20 protein-coding genes and 1 CRISPR repeat array are annotated in these 20,480 nt (G+C 35.0%); of the genes, 16 read left to right on the forward strand and 4 right to left on the reverse strand.

Annotated features, from left to right (window positions below; translation table 11 throughout):
• The first annotated feature begins 177 nt into the window (after positions 1–177).
• The 11 genes from QFX38_01765 to cas2 all read left to right on the forward strand — a co-directional run bounded on the left by QFX38_01765 (position 178) and on the right by cas2 (position 11,588).
• On the forward strand, positions 178–1,116 hold the full coding sequence (locus tag QFX38_01765) for an ATP-binding cassette domain-containing protein (protein MDI9623601.1): 939 nt from the start codon (positions 178–180) through the stop codon (positions 1,114–1,116).
• Between the two features lie 40 nt (positions 1,117–1,156).
• Complete coding sequence (locus QFX38_01770; protein MDI9623602.1) at positions 1,157–1,921, forward strand: ABC transporter permease; 765 nt, start codon at positions 1,157–1,159, stop codon at positions 1,919–1,921.
• 430 nt (positions 1,922–2,351) lie between these two features.
• A complete protein-coding gene (gene cas6, locus QFX38_01775) occupies positions 2,352–3,005 on the forward strand; it encodes a CRISPR-associated endoribonuclease Cas6 (GenBank protein MDI9623603.1) in 654 nt (217 codons plus the stop codon).
• Positions 3,002–4,843 carry a hypothetical protein gene (locus tag QFX38_01780; protein MDI9623604.1) on the forward strand — a complete coding sequence of 614 codons (1,842 nt, stop codon included), beginning with the start codon at positions 3,002–3,004 and terminating at the stop codon, positions 4,841–4,843. Before cas6 ends, QFX38_01780 begins: the two co-directional genes overlap by 4 nt.
• Before the next feature lie 3 nt (positions 4,844–4,846).
• Entirely contained in the window at positions 4,847–5,161 is a 315-nt protein-coding gene (locus QFX38_01785) for a hypothetical protein (protein MDI9623605.1), read from the forward strand.
• 1 nt (position 5,162) lies between these two features.
• The gene (gene cas7i / locus QFX38_01790) at positions 5,163–6,332 is read left to right on the forward strand and encodes a type I-B CRISPR-associated protein Cas7/Cst2/DevR (protein MDI9623606.1); all 1,170 of its coding nucleotides are present in this window, start codon (positions 5,163–5,165) and stop codon (positions 6,330–6,332) included.
• Positions 6,333–6,353: 21 nt separating this feature from the next.
• On the forward strand, positions 6,354–7,166 hold the full coding sequence (gene cas5, locus QFX38_01795; protein MDI9623607.1) for a CRISPR-associated protein Cas5: 813 nt from the start codon (positions 6,354–6,356) through the stop codon (positions 7,164–7,166).
• Positions 7,166–9,703: a CRISPR-associated helicase Cas3' gene (gene cas3 / locus QFX38_01800; protein MDI9623608.1), complete on the forward strand. Its 2,538-nt coding sequence runs from the start codon at positions 7,166–7,168 to the stop codon at positions 9,701–9,703. The genes cas5 and cas3 overlap by 1 nt, the downstream gene beginning before the upstream one ends.
• 19 nt (positions 9,704–9,722) lie before the next feature.
• On the forward strand, positions 9,723–10,244 hold the full coding sequence (gene cas4 / locus QFX38_01805) for a CRISPR-associated protein Cas4 (GenBank protein MDI9623609.1): 522 nt from the start codon (positions 9,723–9,725) through the stop codon (positions 10,242–10,244).
• 11 nt (positions 10,245–10,255) lie between these two features.
• A complete protein-coding gene (gene cas1b / locus QFX38_01810) occupies positions 10,256–11,224 on the forward strand; it encodes a type I-B CRISPR-associated endonuclease Cas1b (GenBank protein MDI9623610.1) in 969 nt (322 codons plus the stop codon).
• 100 nt (positions 11,225–11,324) lie between these two features.
• The gene (gene cas2, locus QFX38_01815; protein ID MDI9623611.1) at positions 11,325–11,588 is read left to right on the forward strand and encodes a CRISPR-associated endonuclease Cas2; all 264 of its coding nucleotides are present in this window, start codon (positions 11,325–11,327) and stop codon (positions 11,586–11,588) included.
• Positions 11,589–11,941: 353 nt separating this feature from the next.
• Positions 11,942–13,385: a CRISPR direct-repeat array (repeat unit 30 nt; unit sequence ATTAAAATCAGACCAAAATGGGATTGAAAT).
• A gap of 89 nt (positions 13,386–13,474) precedes the next feature.
• Here cas2 and QFX38_01820 read toward each other — a convergent pair.
• Positions 13,475–14,335, reverse strand: a complete 861-nt coding sequence (locus QFX38_01820) for a radical SAM protein (protein ID MDI9623612.1) — start codon at positions 14,333–14,335, stop codon at positions 13,475–13,477.
• Positions 14,336–14,925: 590 nt separating this feature from the next.
• Here QFX38_01820 and QFX38_01825 point away from each other — a divergent pair.
• From QFX38_01825 to QFX38_01840, 4 genes are all read left to right on the forward strand, one after another.
• Entirely contained in the window at positions 14,926–15,498 is a 573-nt protein-coding gene (locus tag QFX38_01825) for a haloacid dehalogenase (protein MDI9623613.1), read from the forward strand.
• A gap of 158 nt (positions 15,499–15,656) precedes the next feature.
• Positions 15,657–16,214 (forward strand): hypothetical protein, encoded by a 558-nt coding sequence (locus QFX38_01830; protein ID MDI9623614.1) that lies wholly within the window; start codon positions 15,657–15,659, stop codon positions 16,212–16,214.
• Positions 16,192–16,635, forward strand: coding sequence for a hypothetical protein (locus QFX38_01835; protein ID MDI9623615.1), 444 nt, complete (start codon positions 16,192–16,194; stop codon positions 16,633–16,635). The genes QFX38_01830 and QFX38_01835 overlap by 23 nt, the downstream gene beginning before the upstream one ends.
• 532 nt (positions 16,636–17,167) lie before the next feature.
• A complete protein-coding gene (locus tag QFX38_01840) occupies positions 17,168–18,787 on the forward strand; it encodes a pseudomurein-binding repeat-containing protein (GenBank protein ID MDI9623616.1) in 1,620 nt (539 codons plus the stop codon).
• A 29-nt stretch (positions 18,788–18,816) separates the two neighbouring features.
• On the opposite strand, the gene QFX38_01845 is transcribed toward QFX38_01840, so the two are convergent.
• Positions 18,817–19,092 carry an acylphosphatase gene (locus QFX38_01845; GenBank protein ID MDI9623617.1) on the reverse strand — a complete coding sequence of 92 codons (276 nt, stop codon included), beginning with the start codon at positions 19,090–19,092 and terminating at the stop codon, positions 18,817–18,819.
• A 108-nt stretch (positions 19,093–19,200) separates the two neighbouring features.
• Here QFX38_01845 and QFX38_01850 point away from each other — a divergent pair, with 108 nt between their 5' ends.
• Positions 19,201–19,497: a hypothetical protein gene (locus QFX38_01850; GenBank protein ID MDI9623618.1), complete on the forward strand. Its 297-nt coding sequence runs from the start codon at positions 19,201–19,203 to the stop codon at positions 19,495–19,497.
• A 119-nt stretch (positions 19,498–19,616) separates the two neighbouring features.
• Here the strand turns inward: QFX38_01850 and QFX38_01855 are convergent, their stop codons facing one another.
• Positions 19,617–19,934 (reverse strand): zinc-ribbon domain-containing protein, encoded by a 318-nt coding sequence (locus tag QFX38_01855; protein ID MDI9623619.1) that lies wholly within the window; start codon positions 19,932–19,934, stop codon positions 19,617–19,619.
• The gene (locus QFX38_01860) at positions 19,909–20,451 is read right to left on the reverse strand and encodes a hypothetical protein (protein MDI9623620.1); all 543 of its coding nucleotides are present in this window, start codon (positions 20,449–20,451) and stop codon (positions 19,909–19,911) included. Before QFX38_01860 ends, QFX38_01855 begins: the two co-directional genes overlap by 26 nt.
• Positions 20,452–20,480 lie beyond the last annotated feature (29 nt).

The following is a 20,480-nucleotide window of genomic DNA, read 5'->3' on the forward strand; positions in this document are numbered from 1 at the left end:
CCCCACCATGGTGAGAATCCAATATTATTATTACTATTAGATTATAATAAATTTTCTATAAACAATAAAACCTTGACCAGGATCACATCAAATAGTCAAAAAAAGGCAAAGGATTCGACAAAAAAAGAGAGATTTTGACAAGAAAAAAGCTCCAAAAAAAATTGGGTGGAAAAGGACATGGATTACATCATCGAAACAGAAAAAATAACCAAAAAGTATGATGATTTCACAGCAGTAGACAAGGTAGATTTGAAAGTGCCAGAGGAGGACATCTACGCGATACTAGGACCTAACGGGGCTGGTAAAACAACATTAATATCAATGTTATGCACGATACTCAGGCCAACAAGTGGCACAGCCAAAGTGAACGGATACGATATCATCAGAGAACCTGAAAAGGTAAGAGCATCCATTGGCATAGTATTCCAATCCAGGGCGCTTGATGACATGCTAACAGGAAGAGAACACCTAGAAATGCACGCAGCACTATACGGAGTCCCCAAGGAGATAAGAGAGGAAAGGATACAGGAAGTGCTAGAACTCATAGCCCTCGGTGAAAAAGCCGACGAATATGTCAAAACATATTCAGGTGGCATGAAACGCCGACTAGAAATAGGAAGAGGACTCATACACCACCCCAAGGTTTTATTCCTGGATGAGCCAACATTAGGCCTAGACCCCCAGACACGCGAAAGCATCTGGAAATACATAAAACAACTCAACAAAGAAGAAAAAGTAACAGTACTGCTCACAACACATTACATGGAAGAAGCAGACAAACTCTGCGACCAAGTAGCAATAATGAACCGCGGAAAAATCATAAAAGCAGACACACCAACAAAACTCAAAAGAGAACTAAAAGCAGACACAATAAAAGTAAAAGTAGAAAGACCCAAGGAATTTGCAGAGAAAATCCAAGGATTACCCAGGGTGAAAGAAGCCTATAAAACCCAAGAGACAGTAAAATTGTTAGTAGAGAGAGGTGAAAACCTCATACCAGAAATAGTGAACTTCGCAACACAAGAAAACTTCAAAATAAGATCAGTAGAACTAGAACATCCAACACTAGAAGATGTATTCATAAAATACACAGGAAACAAAATAACAGAAACATAAAACCCTGAAAAATATTCTGTAAATTATTAGAGGGGAAAAGATGGGAGAAATAGAAGGAATATACACCATATGGTTAAGAGAAATGAAAAGATTCCTACGCTACAGATCAAGAATAGTCACCTCAATCGTAACACCACTACTATGGCTTGTAATATTCGGAACAGGACTCGGAGCATCAATAAGATTCGCAGCGGTCCCAGGAGGCTACAGAGCATTCATCTACCCAGGCATAATAGGCCAAACCATACTATTCACAAGCATATTTTCTGGTGTTTCAGTAATAATAGACAGACAATACGGCTTCCTCAAAGAGATTCTAGTGGCACCTATCTCAAGACCATCAATAGTCCTTGGAAAAGCCCTAGGTATAAGCACGGCCTCAATGATACAAACAGCCATCCTACTATTATTATCGTTCCTTGTAGGGATTACAATGACACCAGCTTGTTTCATCGTAACCATGATACTCTCACTCATAATCTCAATGGGTTTTGGAGGGCTGGGACTCATGATAGCAGCCTTCACAGACAGCATGGAAGGATTCAACCTCATAATGAGCTTCATAGTATTACCAATATTCCTACTAAGCGGAGCCCTATTCCCCATCACTGGCCTGCCAACATGGTTAAAAAATGCTGTTTATATAAACCCTTTAACTTATGGTGTGGACGCACTACGCTATACTATACTTAGAAGGTCTGTGCTCCCTCTTGAGATTAATTTTGTAGTTATCAGTATATTTGCGGTTATAATGGTTTTATTAGCTGCTTTCATGTTTAACGTGAAAGAACAGAGTTTAATGTAGAAAATATATTCATCTGCTTTCTTATTATGGTTTTTGTTCAGAATAGGGTGTGATATAAATTGTTTTTCCATACTATAAAGATTTTATCGGATTTGAATACTGTATTTGTAAAATAAAGTGGAAAATTTGAACGGGATTAATTTTTAGAAACAATAATTGGACATTTGATATATATTGTAGATAATTGTCTATATTGTTTTTATAAGTGAAATTTTTTTATTACTTGTAGATGGAAATTAGTATTATCATATAAATAATTTATGAAGTGAACCTTAAACATAAAACTTATATACAAGAATTCTATGAATCATAATATGAAATTTATAACTAAACTAATGTGGAGGCTTGAGATATTAGATTACATATTCTACTTAAAAGTGAGGAAAAGCCACTTAAAATACCCTATAATTACAATTACGCTATAAATTCCATGATATATTATAAAATAGCCGATAAAGACCTCGCAATGGAATTGCACAAGTCAGATGATTATAAATTTTTCACATTTTCTGAATTCTATGTCATGAAAAGAAGGGCCCTTAAAGATTATTTATTAGCAGAAAATGGGGAGATAGGACTTTACATATCATCACCAAATGAGGAATTCATAAAAAACCTTGTAGAAGGATTCTTAACCAATCCCCATGTAACTTTTTTAAATAAGAAAATGTGGGTAGAAAAAGTCGCACTTTTAAGAAAACCTAAAATAAAGAAGAGAATGAAGTTCAGGACACTTTCCCCAATCATTGTACGGACACTCAAAGAAAAAAACGGGAAATTGAAGCAGTGGGATCTTAACCCAGCAGATTTGAAATTCTATGAGAATTTGCAAAAGAATCTCATCAATAAGTATACAGCATTTCATGGAGAATATAAAGGAGACGAATACATGAAAATATTTCCAGAAACTCGGTCGATAAAGCGGAAGAGGATCAAAGTACCTAAGGAGGGGGCTGAAACATATCATAGAGCATATCATATGAGATTCGAAATAGAAGCCGATCCTAGGCTTCTTGAGTTTGCATATGATTGTGGATTAGGTGAAAAAAACAGTATGGGATTTGGGATGGTGGCGAAGGTATGATAAAAGCTTCTGACAAATTAAAATCAGCAAATGAGCCTGTTTTACAATTTACTGGCAATTGGCTTATAGATTTAGGAATTTTAGGATTTGTCAACCTTTTAGAGGAAATCTACAACTGGAATCTCCAAGAAACACAAAAAAGGATAAAAGAAAATGAAAAAGTCGTATATTATGGGCTCTTCCCATTTGCATATATTTGCTCCGAAATAAAAAGGAAAAATTCAAAAATTCCCAAGGGACTTATCGATGATTTTGCGAATGAAATTTACAAGAAAGAATTTAAATCAGAAAAGGAAATATTCGACTTTACATGGGAAAATTATATAACTAAAGCGGCTACAGAATTATGGAAAAAAAAGATAATAGAAAGAGCAATAAATAAAAGAAAAAATGAAAAGTTTGTAAAAGGCACTCCAAAGATTTTAAAAAAGAAAATTGAAAAAGTGGAAATTCTTGGAAAAAAAATTATTAAAGAAAATAAAGAGGAAATAAAAAAACTCCTTGAAAAATCGGGAAGATTTCAGAAATTAGAATATGAAGACATTAAAAGTATTCAGAGCCACTCCAAGAAAGAATTTAAGAAATATGGAGAAAGGTTCCTAGAAAATGCTGTAAAGCTTAAAGAGATAATGGATGACGTTGATGAATATTTGAGCAATTTGTGGGCTAGAGAAGTCGTGGGTAATAATAATATTCTGGAAGAGCGTCTCAAATTTTATAGGATACCCATTGATAATAAATATTATAAAAATTTTTTGTTTTTTAATTATTCAGTAAATCATAAAGGGCAAAAAGAAAAATTCTATTACACAATAGCTTCAGAAATAAACCGAGAAGAAATTCTCATTAATTTGGACAAAACCATAAACAAGTTTTTAGAATCCTATGACAAAGCATCTAACATTTATTATACACCTTTAAAAACTGAATACCTTATAGATATTGTGCCTTATTTATTTGTATATTTATTGTGTTTTGATCGTGCATTTGAAGATTATAAAAATATTGGCCATATTGTATTTTATTCCAATGACGTTTTCATTACATATGAAATTAATAAGCGCTTAAAGCTCAGAAAGTCAAAAAGTGAAGAGGATCTAAATAGCATTTTTAGGGACACATGGCAAACGGTTATTGATACTATAATAGAAATGGAGTCATGGTGGGTTCTTGAAAACCTTTACCTCATAAAGTATACTGATTTGAAAAGCGACGCTCAACGCTTCATTAATGTTGAATATATGGGTATCTCCAGATTACAAGCTACTATATTATTAGATGATGATATCAGGAGAAACTTGAATCAAAGAGTCCAAGTAGATAAAAATGAATACAGATGGCTCTTTGAGGAATTCATCAAAAATAGGCCTTTAACATCTATCATACTGGATCACTTGATTTTGAGATTGAACCAGAGAACGAAACAACGAAAAGTCCAACCTTTACTTTATGCTCTTGCATTAGAGGCGGAATTATCGTCAGAACATGATTTTATTCATCTCTTTGAAGATCCGATGTCATTGAAACTTAAATTAGATGATTTAGTTCCAAGGATAAAAAAGAGCCGTGAAAGAATGGATATGGCTAGAAAAAATATACGAAGATTATTATCTGAGGATATAAGAGAAAATAAAGTACCACACTTATTTTCCATTATAAGACGACAAAATAAATATTCATTTGTAAACTCCATTCTAAAGCTTATAATTGCAAATCCAGAAAAAGATAAAAAGCTAATCAAGCATTTAAATGATTATATTTTCCATCAGATAGTTCAAAATGATAAGGCATGGATTCATTACGCTCTCGGGCTTTTCACAGGATTTATAGGAGGTTGAAAAATGGAATATGTTAAAAAACCTATCTTAATGAAGGATTATGATGAAATAAAAATATATACAAAAAAAGCTTTTGAGAATATTGGCTCTGAAAGTTATAGGCAAAGATTAGTTTATAGGTTACTTAACACAGCTACAGTGAACAATCAAAAAGATTTCTTTTCATCATTGTTGAGAGCTCTGAATTCCCGTAAAGATGATGAGAACGTTAAAAGACTTTCCAGAAAACTTGAATGGTTGTTCCCTCTTTCACCTGCTAATTTCGAGAAAGTCGCATATTCAATTATAATGGGTATAATGGCCGTACGAGGTGAATAAAATGGGAAAATATATAGTTTTAGATATAGTATTCCACGGGAATTCTTTGAATTATGATCAAGGGAGTGGAAATTATCAAGAATTAAAAAAGATAACAAAATGGGATGGTAGACAGTACACACTAGTGAGTAGGTATGCTTTAAGGTACAGTTTACTTGAAACAGCGCAAAAAGCAAATCTATTCAAGTTAACTGAAGCAGAAAATCTCATAGAGGCCGGTAAAGGTGAAAATAAAGTTATACAACCTGCAACAGAATTTCTATTAACTGGAGACATATTAAATTATCCCGAATTTGACCTTTTTGGGTATTTGATAACGGACACTTCTCCCCAAAATTTCAGAGTCGCCCCTGTTAAAATTTCTCATGCCGTCTCTATGACACCTTTTATGTATGATGCACATTTCAATGCCAATATCGGCCTTGCCAATAGAATGCGGAAAATGCACGGTGAAATGAAGCCCAATCCATTCACAATGGAAGAACACGAAACATACTACCAGTATACAGTAGTGGTAGACATTGGAAATATTGGAGAAATGGAAGTTTACATAAAACCGAATACAGATGTTACTATTCAAAATGAAAAATTCAAAGTGAAAAACATAGAGAAAATAAACGCCTTAAACGACGAAGAAAAATTATCAATAAAATTAAAGAAAGGAAGAAATGAAAAAGACCTTATGCAATCAGATATCGTGGAATTATCCGAGTTCACAGAATTCAACGACGTTTACTTGGTCAAATATAAACTAAAAGACAATAAAATGATCAAAGAAAGAATATTGAGCCTCATAAAAGCTTTAATGAATTTAAAACGTAGTATAAAAGGGAGAGAGGAAGATTTATCACCTAAACTCCTCATTGCTGGCGTATATAATGATGGTCCATACAAAACGTACAGGGATAAGATAGTCTTGGTCGATGAATATGTAGAAGAAGAATATGATGAAATAGAAGAGACAAAGACAGAAAATGGACGCATATTAAAAGTAAAACATAAAAGTAGCAAAACAAGAAAGCCTCTATTCAAAATCAAAGGAATTAAAGCTGAAATAACTTCATTAGATGAAGATAAAGTGTTATCATTTGTAGAGCGGATATTCCATAAAGAAGATGAATACAAGGACGTGAAAGTTTTCAAAGATGAAAGTATAGAAGTGAAGATTTAAATTTTAGTCGAGGCGCTTCTAATGGATGACATAATAATCTTAGAGATATTCCAACCATTTGCACAATACAGAAACCCTTTTACATTTGATCATGCCCAAAGTTATCCATTACCACCCAAGTCAACGATCATTGGAATGCTGCAGAACGCCCTTGGAAGATACTATGATAAAAAATTATACAATTTGAAAGTAAGCATCCATGGTTTATTTGAAACTAAATTCTGGAATTATCAAAATTTAATAATGGGGGAAGTTTCTCTAAAAAGGTATAATGGGCGTTTAAAATTATGGAACGAAGGATATCCACTTTACAGTGAAAATAAAAAATCACAGAGGAGGCCAAGATTTCAAGAGGAGCTTTTCAATGGACATTATTACATTTTCATCAAAGGCGAAAAGGATATGCTTTTAGAAATAGAGGAGTCACTTTCGAAGCCTTCTAAGCTCCTTTATCTTGGGAGAAGTGAAGACCTCATTTTCATAAGGAAAATACACAAGGACTTTGATTTCGAGGAAAAAAAGGTCAAAAGGAACATATGGTTCACACAACCTACATATATCAGGTTAAGATATGATGGTAGAAATTTTCCATTGAAAAATATGAAGTTCCCTGTCTATTCGATTCCTGTAAAAGTTTTATTCAAAAATGATGGTCAGATTATTTCAAACAAGGCTGAATTATCAGATTCTACACAGAGAGTGCCAACTTTCGAAACTGTAATTTATACTGGCACAGACCAAGTAATATATTTAAAGGAGGAATTAATCATTGAAAATTATCATATCACTGATGATCTAGTTTTTAAGATACCTAAGGAGTTTGGGTGGTTGTAATGGAATTAATCGAGACTTTAAGGGCTAAATCCAGCGACCAGGAAAATTATCTTTTAAAGGATCATTTGAAAGAAACTGTAAATAGGATCGTTGCAATATATAACTTTTTCGAAGAAAATAGGGGGAATTTTACATATGATTTAGACAGGGTTTTATTTGAAAAGCTTGTAGTCGCCGCGATAATCCATGATCTTGGAAAGATCGACTATAATTTCCAGAGAAAAGTTTTAAAGTCAGAAGAAATAAAAGAAAAAAATTGGATTGAATTAAAGGAATTTTTCAAACCGTTAATGGATCTTCAGAGTCCTCTATCTCTACGTCATGAGATACTTTCAAGTATATGGAGTACTTTCCTTATAGGTAATGATAAATTAGACAAAAAAATTAGGACTGCAATCCTTTTACATCATTATAATGAATATTTTGCAACGGAACGAGACTTGATGGAGATCATATACACTTATGAAGACCAAATAAAATCATACCTTGAATTTATAATGGAAAGACGCGAATTACTAGAGGATTTTTTAGCCGAATTACTAGGATATATAAAGGGAAGCCTAGAAGATAGCATAGTTTCATCTGCAATTGATTATTTGAAGGAACAGGCAGACTTCAAGAAAGCCAAGGTATTATTAGCGAAAATTAAAGGCCATGATGATGATATTTCCGATTTTGCAAGATTTTACAACCCTAGGTTGGAAGATCATGACTTTTTAGTTTTATTGGGACTTCTAAGAAGATCAGATTATTCAGCAAGTGCTAATGTACCTATAGAATCATATACTCCAAGAATATTTCTCGATATTGAAGATAACCTTGAAAAAAGGATTCCAAGAGAAAAATTATGGCAAGAGGTACTCCTAGATAAAATAGATCCAGGAGATTCTTTGGTTCTTGTGGCTCCAACAGGTTCTGGTAAGACTGAATTTGCCATACTTTGGGCTGCAAAAAACAACAGAAAATTAATATATACTTTACCATTGCGGGTTGCGTTAAACGATCTCTTCATAAGATTCAGAAACAGAGAAAATGGTTATTTCAACGCTTCTAATGTTGATATTCTCCATTCAACTGCTTTTATAGAATACATGGATGAGGAAAAAAGGGGAAAGAGTATAGATCTTGATAAAATGTTGACTTCCGCAAGGCTACTCGCATCACCCGTATTATTAACGACACCAGATCAAGTCTTTTTAACTTCACTTAATTATTATGGGTCTGATAAGATAATATCCATTTACCCCTTTTCTTCGTTCATTATCGATGAAGTGCAAACATATAATGAAGAAATGGCCGCTATCATCATTAAAACAGTTAATATTATCAGGGAGTTGGGTGGTAAAGTTATGATAATGACTGCAACTTTTCCTCCTTATTTTGAAAAATTCTTTAAAGATTTTAACTTTGTAGATGTTAAAGATCATGGACTCCACGTAAAGAATCTAGATTTAAAGAGGCACAAAATAAGGGTCATAGATAAACCCCTTTTTGTCGAAGGGGACAATGGTTTAGAAATTTACGAAGAAAGTGAAGATGAAATAAAGAAAATTTTAAAAGCTAACGATAAAAACTTTTTTATAGTAGTTAATAATGTTGGAAAGGCCATCCGTTTATATGAGATATTAAATGAAGATTATCCTAATGTATATCTTCTTCATTCGCGGATTCTCGAAGTTGAAAAGGATAGAAGATTAAAGGAGATAAAAAGGAAAGTGGAAAGTGAAGAAAAGGTAATAGTTGTATCAACACAGATAATAGAAGCTTCTGTTGACCTTGATTTTGACATGATGATTACAGAGATATCCACAATTGACAGTCAAATCCAGCGTTGGGGAAGAATCCACAGAAATAGAAACACAGATTATCAAGAAGATGAACCTAACATAGTAATATTCACAGGAAAAGTAGAAAATGGCGATTTAAAAATCGACAATGGAACTATGCGCATATATGACAAGAAAGTAGTTGAAAAAACAAGAGAAGTACTCAAAGAACATGAAGGTGAAACATTTGATTATACTTTTGAGAGAAATCTCATATCAGAAGTATTTAAAAGGAAAATTGAAGGCTTAACATTAAAAAAGCATTATGAAAACAAAATAGAGAACATACTCAGAGATCTTGAATATTTCACGGTAGAAAAAAAGAGTCAAGCCCAATTATTATTTAGAAAAATTGCAGGAATAAAAATAATAATACCTGATATCGTAATTCAAGATTCTAATAATAAAATTCAAGAAATTTTTGGAGAATGTATAAAAGAAGGTGTTAAAACTTGGAAAAAAATCATAGAAAAAATAGAAGAAAAGACAGGCAAAAAAGTTGACATATGGTCACTTAAAAAATTACTATACGAATATTCGATAAATATGCCGGTCTATTACGAAGAAAAAAGCGACTTTTGGAGTAAAACGACTGGAGAATTTAAAGGATTTTACATATGGGGCAATATAAACAAAAATGAACTTGATCAGATAAAAGAGCTTGGCTTAGATAGCATATTTAAAGACACAAACTCCACAAATATATTATAAAGATTTTATGTGGTCTGAGATGATTTCAGATGCAGAAAAAAAGCTTTTAATACGTGGAACGCAAGTCAATTACTATTTCGTATGCAGGACTAAACTTTGGCTTTTCTCTCACCATATACAAATGGAGCATGAATCCGACATTGTTGAATTGGGTAAATTATTACATGATGAAACCTATAAACGGGAGGAAAAGAGTTTAATACTTGATGATCTTATAAGCGCAGACTTTGTGAGAAAAGGAAAACTTCTTGAAGTGCATGAAGTTAAAAAAAGCGATAAAATTGAGGAAGCTCACTTTTTCCAATTACTCTATTATCTCTATTATTTAAAAAAGGAAAAAGGAATAGAGGAAATTAGAGGTTTTATAGATTATCCGAAACTCCGGAAAAAGAAAGAGATAAGATTAACCCCTGATAATGAAAAAAGATTGAAGAAAGTCCTTGAAGATATAGATACGGTAGTCAGGGGCGATTTTCCACGACCTCAAAAGAAGAGTAGGATATGTAGAAGTTGTGCCTATCTTGAATTTTGTTGGGCATAAAAATTTTTACGATGACTAGGAAGAATTATTATATACTTACAGATGGTATCTTGAAAAGGAAAGAAAACACATTATATTTCATAAACAAGGATGGGAAACGCCCACTCCCAATACATTCTATATATTCAATATACGCATATAGCTCGCTTAGCATTTCTTCCCAGGTTGTAAATTTGTTGTCAAAAGAAGGCATACCGATACACTTTTTTAACAGGTACGGATTTTATTCTGGAAGTTTTTATCCAAGAGAGACACTATTATCTGGAGATCTTGTGATAAAACAAGCAAAACATTTTATAGATAATGAGAAAAGGTTAAAACTTGCCTCTGATTTTGTTAAAGGCGCCATATTTAACATGAAACGAGTCTTATCCTATTATGGTTTGGATAATAACATGGATACTCTCTTGGAAGACCTTAAATCATGTAAGAAGATAACTGAGATAATGAACGTTGAAGGAAGAGCTAGAGCAGACTATTATAAATTATTGGATGAAATACTCCCTGAAGGTTTTAGGATAGGTGAAAGGACTCGTAGACCACCCGAGAATATGGCAAATGCACTACTTAGTTTTGGCAACTCTCTATTATATTCAACTATCATAAGTGAAATCTATAATACACAGTTAAATCCTACCATATCATATTTGCATGAACCATTCGAAAGGAGATATTCACTTGCACTTGATATTAGTGAATTATTCAAGCCTATAATTGTTGATCGCTTAATTTTGTATTTAATTAAGAAGAATATGATAGATGAAACAGACTTTGAAAAGGATTTAAATTATTCTTTACTCAACGAAAATGGAAAAAGAAAATTTGTAACAGAGTATGATAAAAGGCTTAAAAAAACGATTAAACACAGGAAAATCGGGAGAAAAGTCTCATATAAACGTTTAATACGATTAGAATGCTACAAATTGATAAAACATTTGCTAGGGAAAGAAAAGTATAAACCATTCATAAGCTGGTGGTAATCAAAAAAAACTATATAATTCATGTCCTCATTTTACTTTTTGTATTCCATGAATTAAAATGAAAAGACATTTTATCTGAATTATGAAAATCTAAAATGAAATGTATGTTATAATAGTTTATGACGTAAATGTAAAACGTGTTAACAAGGTTAAAGCATATTTGAGAAAACATCTTTTATGGGTTCAAAATTCAGTTTTTGAAGGTGAAATTACAAAAAGTCAACTAGAAAGAATAAAAAAAGATCTTAGTACCATCTGTAACGAATCAGAGGATTCCGTGATAATCTATTCATTCAGAACCAAAAAAGCCATGAAAAAAGAAGTTTTAGGCATCGAAAAATCATCAATATCTGAAATAATATAATAGAATCCTTTATTTTTTATTTTAAAAAATTTTTAGTTTTCTAATTTGCCTTTAACTAAATGTTGCTTTGTCGTTTATCACCCTCTTTTTTCATTTAATTTTTGTAACATTTTGTTATTTTATTCCCCTTTTAACCTTTACAAAGATATAGCAACTTTTTTATATATTTATCCAATTTTAGTTGGCTTTCATGTAATTAAATTCGTTCTACTATTTGAATTTCATTTTTTGACTTTTTTGACAAAGTCGTCTATCTTTATAAATGGGTTGCATTATTAAGGATCGCCGACACAAACCATTAAATAGAAGCAACAAGAAAAAGAATAAAACAAAAACAAGAAAAAAACCGCCCTATTAAAATCAGACCAAAATGGGATTGAAATCTCTTTTGAGTATATGAGTTTGAGCGTTCCAGTCCCATTAAAATCAGACCAAAATGGGATTGAAATCAACAATAGAAAGTATGGAGAGAAGGCTGATATGATAGAATGGATTAAAATCAGACCAAAATGGGATTGAAATGGTGTGTAGCTTATTTTGTCGTCAGGTATGCTGCCAAATTAAAATCAGACCAAAATGGGATTGAAATTGGAGACCATGATAGCTGCTTCATCGTCCATTAACGATTAAAATCAGACCAAAATGGGATTGAAATCTTGTAGACCTTGCCAAAGAAGTTCTCGTGAAGATTAATTAAAATCAGACCAAAATGGGATTGAAATTCTAAACTTGATCGACAAGGGTATTGAACTAATATTATATTAAAATCAGACCAAAATGGGATTGAAATATCATTGACAAGGGAGAACATGGAAGCGTGTACCCATTAAAATCAGACCAAAATGGGATTGAAATACACGCAACATAATATAACTATCATAAGAGTTTTTATTAAAATCAGACCAAAATGGGATTGAAATTTAATCTCCTTGTGGTTTGGGGTGTTAGGTGTCTGTTATTAAAATCAGACCAAAATGGGATTGAAATGATAAACTCAAGATACTTGTATAGTGTCCTCTTCTCATTAAAATCAGACCAAAATGGGATTGAAATAAGGACAAACCCCAACAGTAAAATGCACGGGAAATATAAATTAAAATCAGACCAAAATGGGATTGAAATATGGAACTCTGAAAAAGGTAAATTCATCACACTATGATTAAAATCAGACCAAAATGGGATTGAAATTTTACTTTCTCCCAAGCCCCTTTTAGCCAGTTAACAACGTATTAAAATCAGACCAAAATGGGATTGAAATCAGATTATCGACGAGGAACCAGTATTCTCATAAAGGAGATTAAAATCAGACCAAAATGGGATTGAAATCCTGTTATGGCATTCCATGCTCCCTGTGCTGCTCCTTATTAAAATCAGACCAAAATGGGATTGAAATTCTATTATAGGCGAAATTGGCTGGCGCTCCACATGCTGATTAAAATCAGACCAAAATGGGATTGAAATCTGCTTATGGCTGAGAATGCGCTTGTAGCCCCAGAATTAAAATCAGACCAAAATGGGATTGAAATAAGGTTTAGCATGCGCGCGAAGCAGCCCTCCTCGACTTTGTATTAAAATCAGACCAAAATGGGATTGAAATCATAGGATGGGGAGACTATTATACGATAGCGAATCACCATTAAAATCAGACCAAAATGGGATTGAAATTCCCAGCACTCCCAGCTAGTGCAAACGCTGATCTGAATTAAAATCAGACCAAAATGGGATTGAAATTAGTACAAATGGGCACAGAAGAAACTAGAACGCAAAGTTAAAATTAGACCAAAATGGGATTTTGAGGAAGATCCATTAAACGAATCATTTTAGGCTAAATTGTTGCAAGTTGCACTTTCCAGACGCGCGCGAAAGATAATAAATTGTGGTGTTTATTATCTTAATAGGTGGGGATTTCCTAAATACACTCTTTTTAATCCCGTTTCTTTGGCTGCTTTTAAGCATTTTCCTGCTTCTTCCCATGTTAATAATGGGAGATCTGTCATCATGTGTTGTGGTGAAAAGGCGAGTAAGACATAGGGTATGTTAGGGTTAAGTTTTGCTAGGAAGTTGGCTATCTTTTCTACTTCGTCTTTTTCCACATACCCTGGTACCATGAGTGTGCTTGCAACAAGTAGGGGTGGTTCACTCCTCTTATCAAAATAGTTTTTATAAATGTATTTGAAATTTTTAAGGGTTTGCCGGTTACTTGCACCTGTGAGTATCTTGTGGAGTTTTTCGTCCCATGCTTTAAGGTCGAATTTTATTATACCCCCTGAGGATAAGCTTATCTTTGCCATTTCATTTATGTATTTGGGGTGGATATTGCCGTTGGTCTCCCAACATATTCTCAGGATCTTATTCTTTTTTTCTTTGATTGCACTTTGCGCGGCTGATAGGGCAAATTGCATCTGTGGCGATGGGTCACCACCAAAGAAGCAAATACAGGCACTTTTATCATCCAATATCTGGATTATGTCATTGATATTAAATAGAGGTTTCCCTGTGAAGGCCATTTCTTTGTAGGAGCTGTTTTGACAGTATAGGCAATCAAATGAACAGGTTCCGAAAAATACGGCGAGGTTTCTGTATCCATGTTCTGTTTTTGGTGAATAGGCATATTTTGGGTAGCCAGCTCCTGTGGAGGCGGGGCAGACCCAATCTGCCACGCAGTTGGTGGGTAAGGGATCGAAATAAAAAATACCGACAGCTTCTTGGCTTGTATTTATTTTGGAATATATTTTACCGTTTTTCACTTGGCGCAAGCGGCAGAAACCATATTCTCCTTCTTTTATCTTGCAAAGGTTCCCGCAATCTTTACAGGTGATGCCTCCTGGATCCCTTGGGGGGAGAAATGGTGGGTTGATGCGGCTTTTTTGGTGTGCAGTTTTTATCAGGTTTTTAACGATCTTTTCAGGCGCCTTTTTCAGGCAATTTCCACAAATGTTGTCTAGTATATTAGTGGCGGTTCTGCCGCAAATTTTGCAGTGGATTCAGTCCACCTCCATATCGTTAAAGTTTTAGCATAATCATCGGGAAACTTTTCTGTTAGGGTTTTTTTATTCAATAAATAAATATTGAAAATTTTATCACAAAATTTTTTCCTAATAGTCCAATCCAATTGGGTAAAATTTGTCTTTAATGTCTTTTTTAAGCTTATACACCACGGGATTGTCCATTAAAATTTTGATATGTTCATGCCCCTTCGGCTGCGCGGTTGCTTTATTTGAACCAGGATATTAACAAGAAATATTTTTTTTGTGGGGGGTACATCTTTGACAATTTGAAATGTTTTTATCTAGGTTAATAATAAAGTTAAAAATTAAATAGGTATGGGGGTGTGGTCATGGAAGCTATAATACGGGAGATAAAGAGGGTGCTTGATGAGAAGGATGATTTGAGGGAAAAGGCTCTTAAAATGACCCGGGAGATAATAAGGTTGTCTGGTGAGTGTATAAGGGCTATTCACCGGGGAGATTTTGGTTTGGCTGATGAGAGGCTTAGTGAAGCTGAGAAGCTAGTTGGGAGGTTGGGGGGTATGCTTGAGGGGCATCCTGATTTGTATTATAGTGGTTATGTTAGGGATGCTCATCAGGAGTATGTTGAGGCCTTATTATTTTATAGTTATGTGGAGGGTAGGGAGTTTCCTTTACCAGCGGATGTTGGAGTGCCTGAGTCTCATTATTTGCTTGGTCTTGGTGATTTGGTGGGGGAGCTTAGAAGATACTTTTTGGAGTTACTGGTTAGGGGTGATTTAGAGGGTGCTGAAAAGCTTTGTAGGTCTATTAAAAAATTGTATGATGAGTTGTCGATATTAGAGTATCCTAGGAGTCTTGTGAATATAAGGCATAAGCAGGATAACGCCCGGTATATATTGGAGAGGACTCTTGAGGATCTTATAAGGGCTAAGAGTTCATGAAACAAAGGGTGCTAATATAGTTCTCATATTTTTTTGCAATTCAGTCTTCATAAAGATTATTTTTTTGACTTTTTTATTATAATGGTTGAAATAGTCATGTTTATATTATATTGTAAACATAATATATGGTGTAATATATTTTTTTGGTGGTGGTTTTATTGGTTGATGTTGTTTTGGAATATGTTAGAGGTTTTGAGTTTTTGGATGGTCAGGTTTCAGGGTCTATGGAGGTTGTTCCTTTAAGGGCTCCTTTTGATGGGACTGTTGAATATCTCACATTAGGTGAGGCTATGGGGTCTGGTCTTTTAGAGGTTAGGGAGGTTGGTGAATCTGGTTCGGTGCCTGAGGTTCTTGTGATTAATAGGGCTTCTTTGCCTGTGTTGGTTATAGATGGTGAGGAACTGGAAGGTGCGAAGCAGGATAGGATAGTTAATGCGACTATTCTTCTTCGTGAGAAGAATGAAACTGTTATTCCTGTGAGTTGTGTGGAGGCTGGACGTTGGTACCGTACTTCTGAATTTTTCGAGGATTCTGGTAGGGTTGCTGCTAAGAGTGTGAGGTTTAAGAAGGTTGTGACTGTAACGGGATCTCTTGAAAGTAGTTCGGAGTATTTATCTGATCAGAGAGTTGTCTGGGATTCTGTTGATAGCTTGCATTCAATTGCGGGGTCTCGTCCAGATACGGGTGCGATGGGTGAGGCGTTTAAAAAAACATGAAGATAAACTTGAAGGTTTTATAAAACCATTTAAGGTTTTGGAGGGTCAGAATGGTGTTTTGGTAGCTATAAATGGGGAAATTGTCGGTCTTGAATTTGTTTCAAGACATTCGAGTTATAAGGTGCTTCACGATAAAATAATTAGGAGTTATGCGCTTGAAGCATTATTTGAAGAAGGGTCAAATAAATTGGCCGATAGTACTATAAAAGCGTTTATGGATGAGATCATAGGCGCAGATGAGATCAGGAGAAAATCTCCAGGTTATGGGTTTGATTATAGATACAGATCAAAGAATTGTATTGGCTCGGCCCTTGTATACAACGGAGAGGTTATACATGGGTTATTCTTCAAATTAGAGAAAAGGGAGATGATGCCCTCATGGAAAGATAGGATGATTTACAGATTGGAATCAGAATTGTAGATCACTAAGAATTTTATTTTAGTAGTGGGGATTTTTTCCTATTTTATATGGGGGGGATGGGTGTTTTGGGCTTGGTGCTCCCTCTTTTTTTGGGGGGGTGCTCGTAGGTTTTTTTGGGTATTTTACATTTTTAATATAGTAGCGTTTTTTTTGTTATTTTTGTGTTTTGATTTTCTTGTTTGATATTCTCAGCTTTTTTTTGTTCGGAAAATTTTTAATAGGTGATTTTTAGTGGTTATAAAACTTTTATACTTTTTTTTGTTTTGTTTTGAAGGGAATTAGTATGTTTCTTTTAATGGATGGGTTATGGGATGGTGCGTATCTTCTTATATAAAAGTGTGATGTTTAGAGTTCTTTTGGCTGGTGGAATGAAAGGTTTTCCGGTGGCTTATTTTTATTTAAAAAGGTCTTATAGAGTTTTTTATCGGAGTTTAAACCGTAATATTTATATACTAGGCTTTAGTCTAGTTTTGGTTGTCACAAGAATCTAATGTGACATGGAGGCGGTAAAATTTCGATAAAAATTGTGTGCATGTTCTTTGCCTGCATGCTCCTACTGAATGTTGGGTTCAGTTATGCAGAAGAAAATGTCACACAAAACATGGACGACCACCAAAACTTGGATCAAGCAACCAATGTGAATTCGCCCCATAACCAAATGGATAGCCCACCAATAACGAACACTGGAAATAATGTTACCTTTGAGGGATCAAATGGGCTGGAGGCGGCGGCTGGATCTGCCCTGGACAGTTCAGATATTGAAAATGCGGCAGTTCGACTAGACAATTTCATCAAAAACAATAAAAGACTACCAGCCTATGTTACAGTTGGCGGAAAACAATTAAACCCTGCGGAGTTCCTCCAACTTTCAACAGCATATCTTACTGGCAAAACTCTCCAGCCTAACAGTGCGGAATTGCCAAATAAAACAACAGGAACAAGCCTCAAAGGGTCAATAACCCAAAAAGATTACATTAAATTAGCAGAGAAAGTATATAATTTCATTAAATCGAATTCAAGAGCTCCGAACTACGCGACCTTTAATAATCAGCAGATAAAATTCGAAGCTCTAGTATGGCTATTTGCAAGGATCATAAGCTTCAAAGCAACTAACCAGAGACTACCCAACTATGTGAACCTGGAAAACCTCAACAGTATCAAAAACTTACCCTTCAATAACAATTCCACCAATTCTAGTAGCAATTCAGCTACAGACCAAATAGGGGAAGGCAGTAACAATTCTAGCAGAACTGTTGGCAATTCAAGTATAAGCATTTCTGACATTATTTCAGCGGCCAAAAACCTAAAAAGTTTCATTGAAAACAATAAAAGATTACCAGTTCATGTTACAGTCTCTGATCAAAATTTAACTGTTGCCCAATTCCTTGAGTTAATGTCGAGGGTGATAGTCCAGGTAAATTCTGGTCAGACAAGCCCATTAACCCCAAGAATTGTCACAGAAGCCCCAAATCCCTCAGGTTCCGCTACTGGCCAAATCACAAAATCAGAGTACATAAAATTGGCAAATAAGCTTTTAAGTTTCATCGGAACCTACGGTAGAGCTCCGAATTATGCCACAGCGAGTATTGGCAGCGTATCATATCCCAAACTTGTCTATGCCATGAGCAGAATACTCAGCTTCTACAAGGACAATAAGAGGTTACCCAACTATGTCACTATAACAGATTTTTCCAGTCAAAATAATGAACTTAGCCAGTATCTTGTGGCCACTGCAAACTGTCAAGTGAACGATCCTAGTATAAAGTCGCTTGCAACCCAACTGACAGCCGGCCTTACTAGTGCATGGGATAAGGCAAGAGCAATCTTCAACTGGGTCCGTGACAATATAAGCTACAGTTTCTATTATAATACAAGGTATGGTGCTGTTGGAACCCTTAAATACAGGACTGGTAACTGTTGTGACCAGGCACATCTTGTGGTGGCGCTTGCCAGGGCAGCAGGGTTACCTGCGCGTTACGTTCATGGGATCTGCACTTTTTCCACTGGAACTTATGGACATGTCTGGGCGCAAATCTACATCAATGGTGCATGGTATAACGCGGATGCGACAAGTAGCAAGAACAGCCTCGGTGTGATAAAAAGTTGGAACACAGCTATTATTAGAGGGGTGTACGCCAGCCTACCCTTCTAATACCCACATTTTATTCTTTTTTTGTGGGGTTAGTAGCGTATTTGGAAGTTTTTGAATTCTCCCTTGTATTCTTCCCAGTTTATTTCGAGGTCGGTGACCTTTGCCCCGGGTGGGCCTACTTCGCAGAATTTTATTACTTTTTCCACGTTATCTTTTTCGCCTTCAAGGACGGCTTCAACTCTGCCATCTGGCAGGTTACGCACCCAACCTTTTACATTATGTGCCATTGCAACATCCTGGGTTCTATACCTGAAAAATACGCCTTGAACTCTACCATCGATAAATATGTGGGCTCTAACTTTCATATCCTCACCCACATCCTATCATTTTATTGGAAACATAATTATACCATAAACGATAATATTTACCTAGAGGTTGAATAATTTTTTCGCTGTTGTGTGGGGGTGTCTATTTTGGAGATTGGATTGTATGTGACCGGTAAGGTTAGGAGCGATGGAACAGTTGAAATCCCACAGAATATCAGGGAAACTTTTAAAATGCAAGAGGGCAAGTATGTGAATTATAAGCTTGTCAGGCACGCTAAGATCAGAAAGGGTGGTGTGAAAACTAGGAGCATCTCTAGGACGATATGGGAGCGTCTCACACCTGATGGGGCTCTTAAGATCCCGGAGGATCAACTTGAACTCTATGACATCAGGGAAGGGGATTTCGTAAGCATTTACTTACAAGAGTCTACAAGAGAAGGATGAAAAGATCCCCCCAAAAAAATATCATGGAATACCCTAAAAGTAAGGTGTGGATCCCCCAATTTGTGGATATTCTTAATTTTAAATTTTGGGGTTAAATAATCCTTTAAATGTAGGCTTTTTTAGCTTTTTTGGGTTTTGTATATGGCACCTGCTATGATAAGTATTCCTATGATTATCATTATAGAGGGGCCTATGATGTATCCTATGTCTATTTTTAGTATGGCTGAGATTCCTATGATGATTAGGAGTGTTCCGAAGATAACGCCTATTATTAACCCACCATGGGGTAGGCCGAAGCATTCTTCTTTATAGCGTTCTTCTGGTTGGCCGAAGCATGTGTCTCCTTTTGGTTTTTGCATTTGGAGGGGTGCTCCGCAGCCTGAGCAAAATTCTGCATCTTCTTCATTTTTTTTACCACATTTTGGACAATATACCATCTTTCATCACTCTTTTATTTTTTTGGCATTTTTTTAGATCGCAATTTTGACATATCCTATTATGTGTTCTTTGGGATGATAGTATCCTGGTTATGATCCAGATGGGGATTAGTATCAAAAGGTAAAGTTCGGTGAGTAGGCTATTATTTATTTCCTCTACGCCTAGGAGTAGCATGAACGCTCCCAGGACAAAAAAGGCATTTAGAAACAAATTTAAGAAATTTGTGCGCCATTTAGATAAACTGTTGTATAATAGGCTGGTTAAAGTTCCTGTAAAACCCAACCAAAAAATTATGATCTTGTTTTCACATGGTAGTCTGCCGAGTAGATATGACAATATTCCGAGGAGGGAGATTATAGCCCCTATAATTAGCCCGGTGCAGCCTGCACAATAAGTTTTGCCCACTAATTGGATGACATGTCCAGAAAAGTTCCCACAATCGGGATGATGTCCCTTAAATTCCATGATACTAGAATCCTTTTTTTGGAATTTTGATGGGAAAATCCCAACCAACATACCCAAAAAGCAAATTAGACCAAAAAATG

The organism is Methanothermobacter sp. (assembly GCA_030055615.1).
Classification (GTDB): domain Archaea; phylum Methanobacteriota; class Methanobacteria; order Methanobacteriales; family DSM-23052; genus Methanothermobacter_A.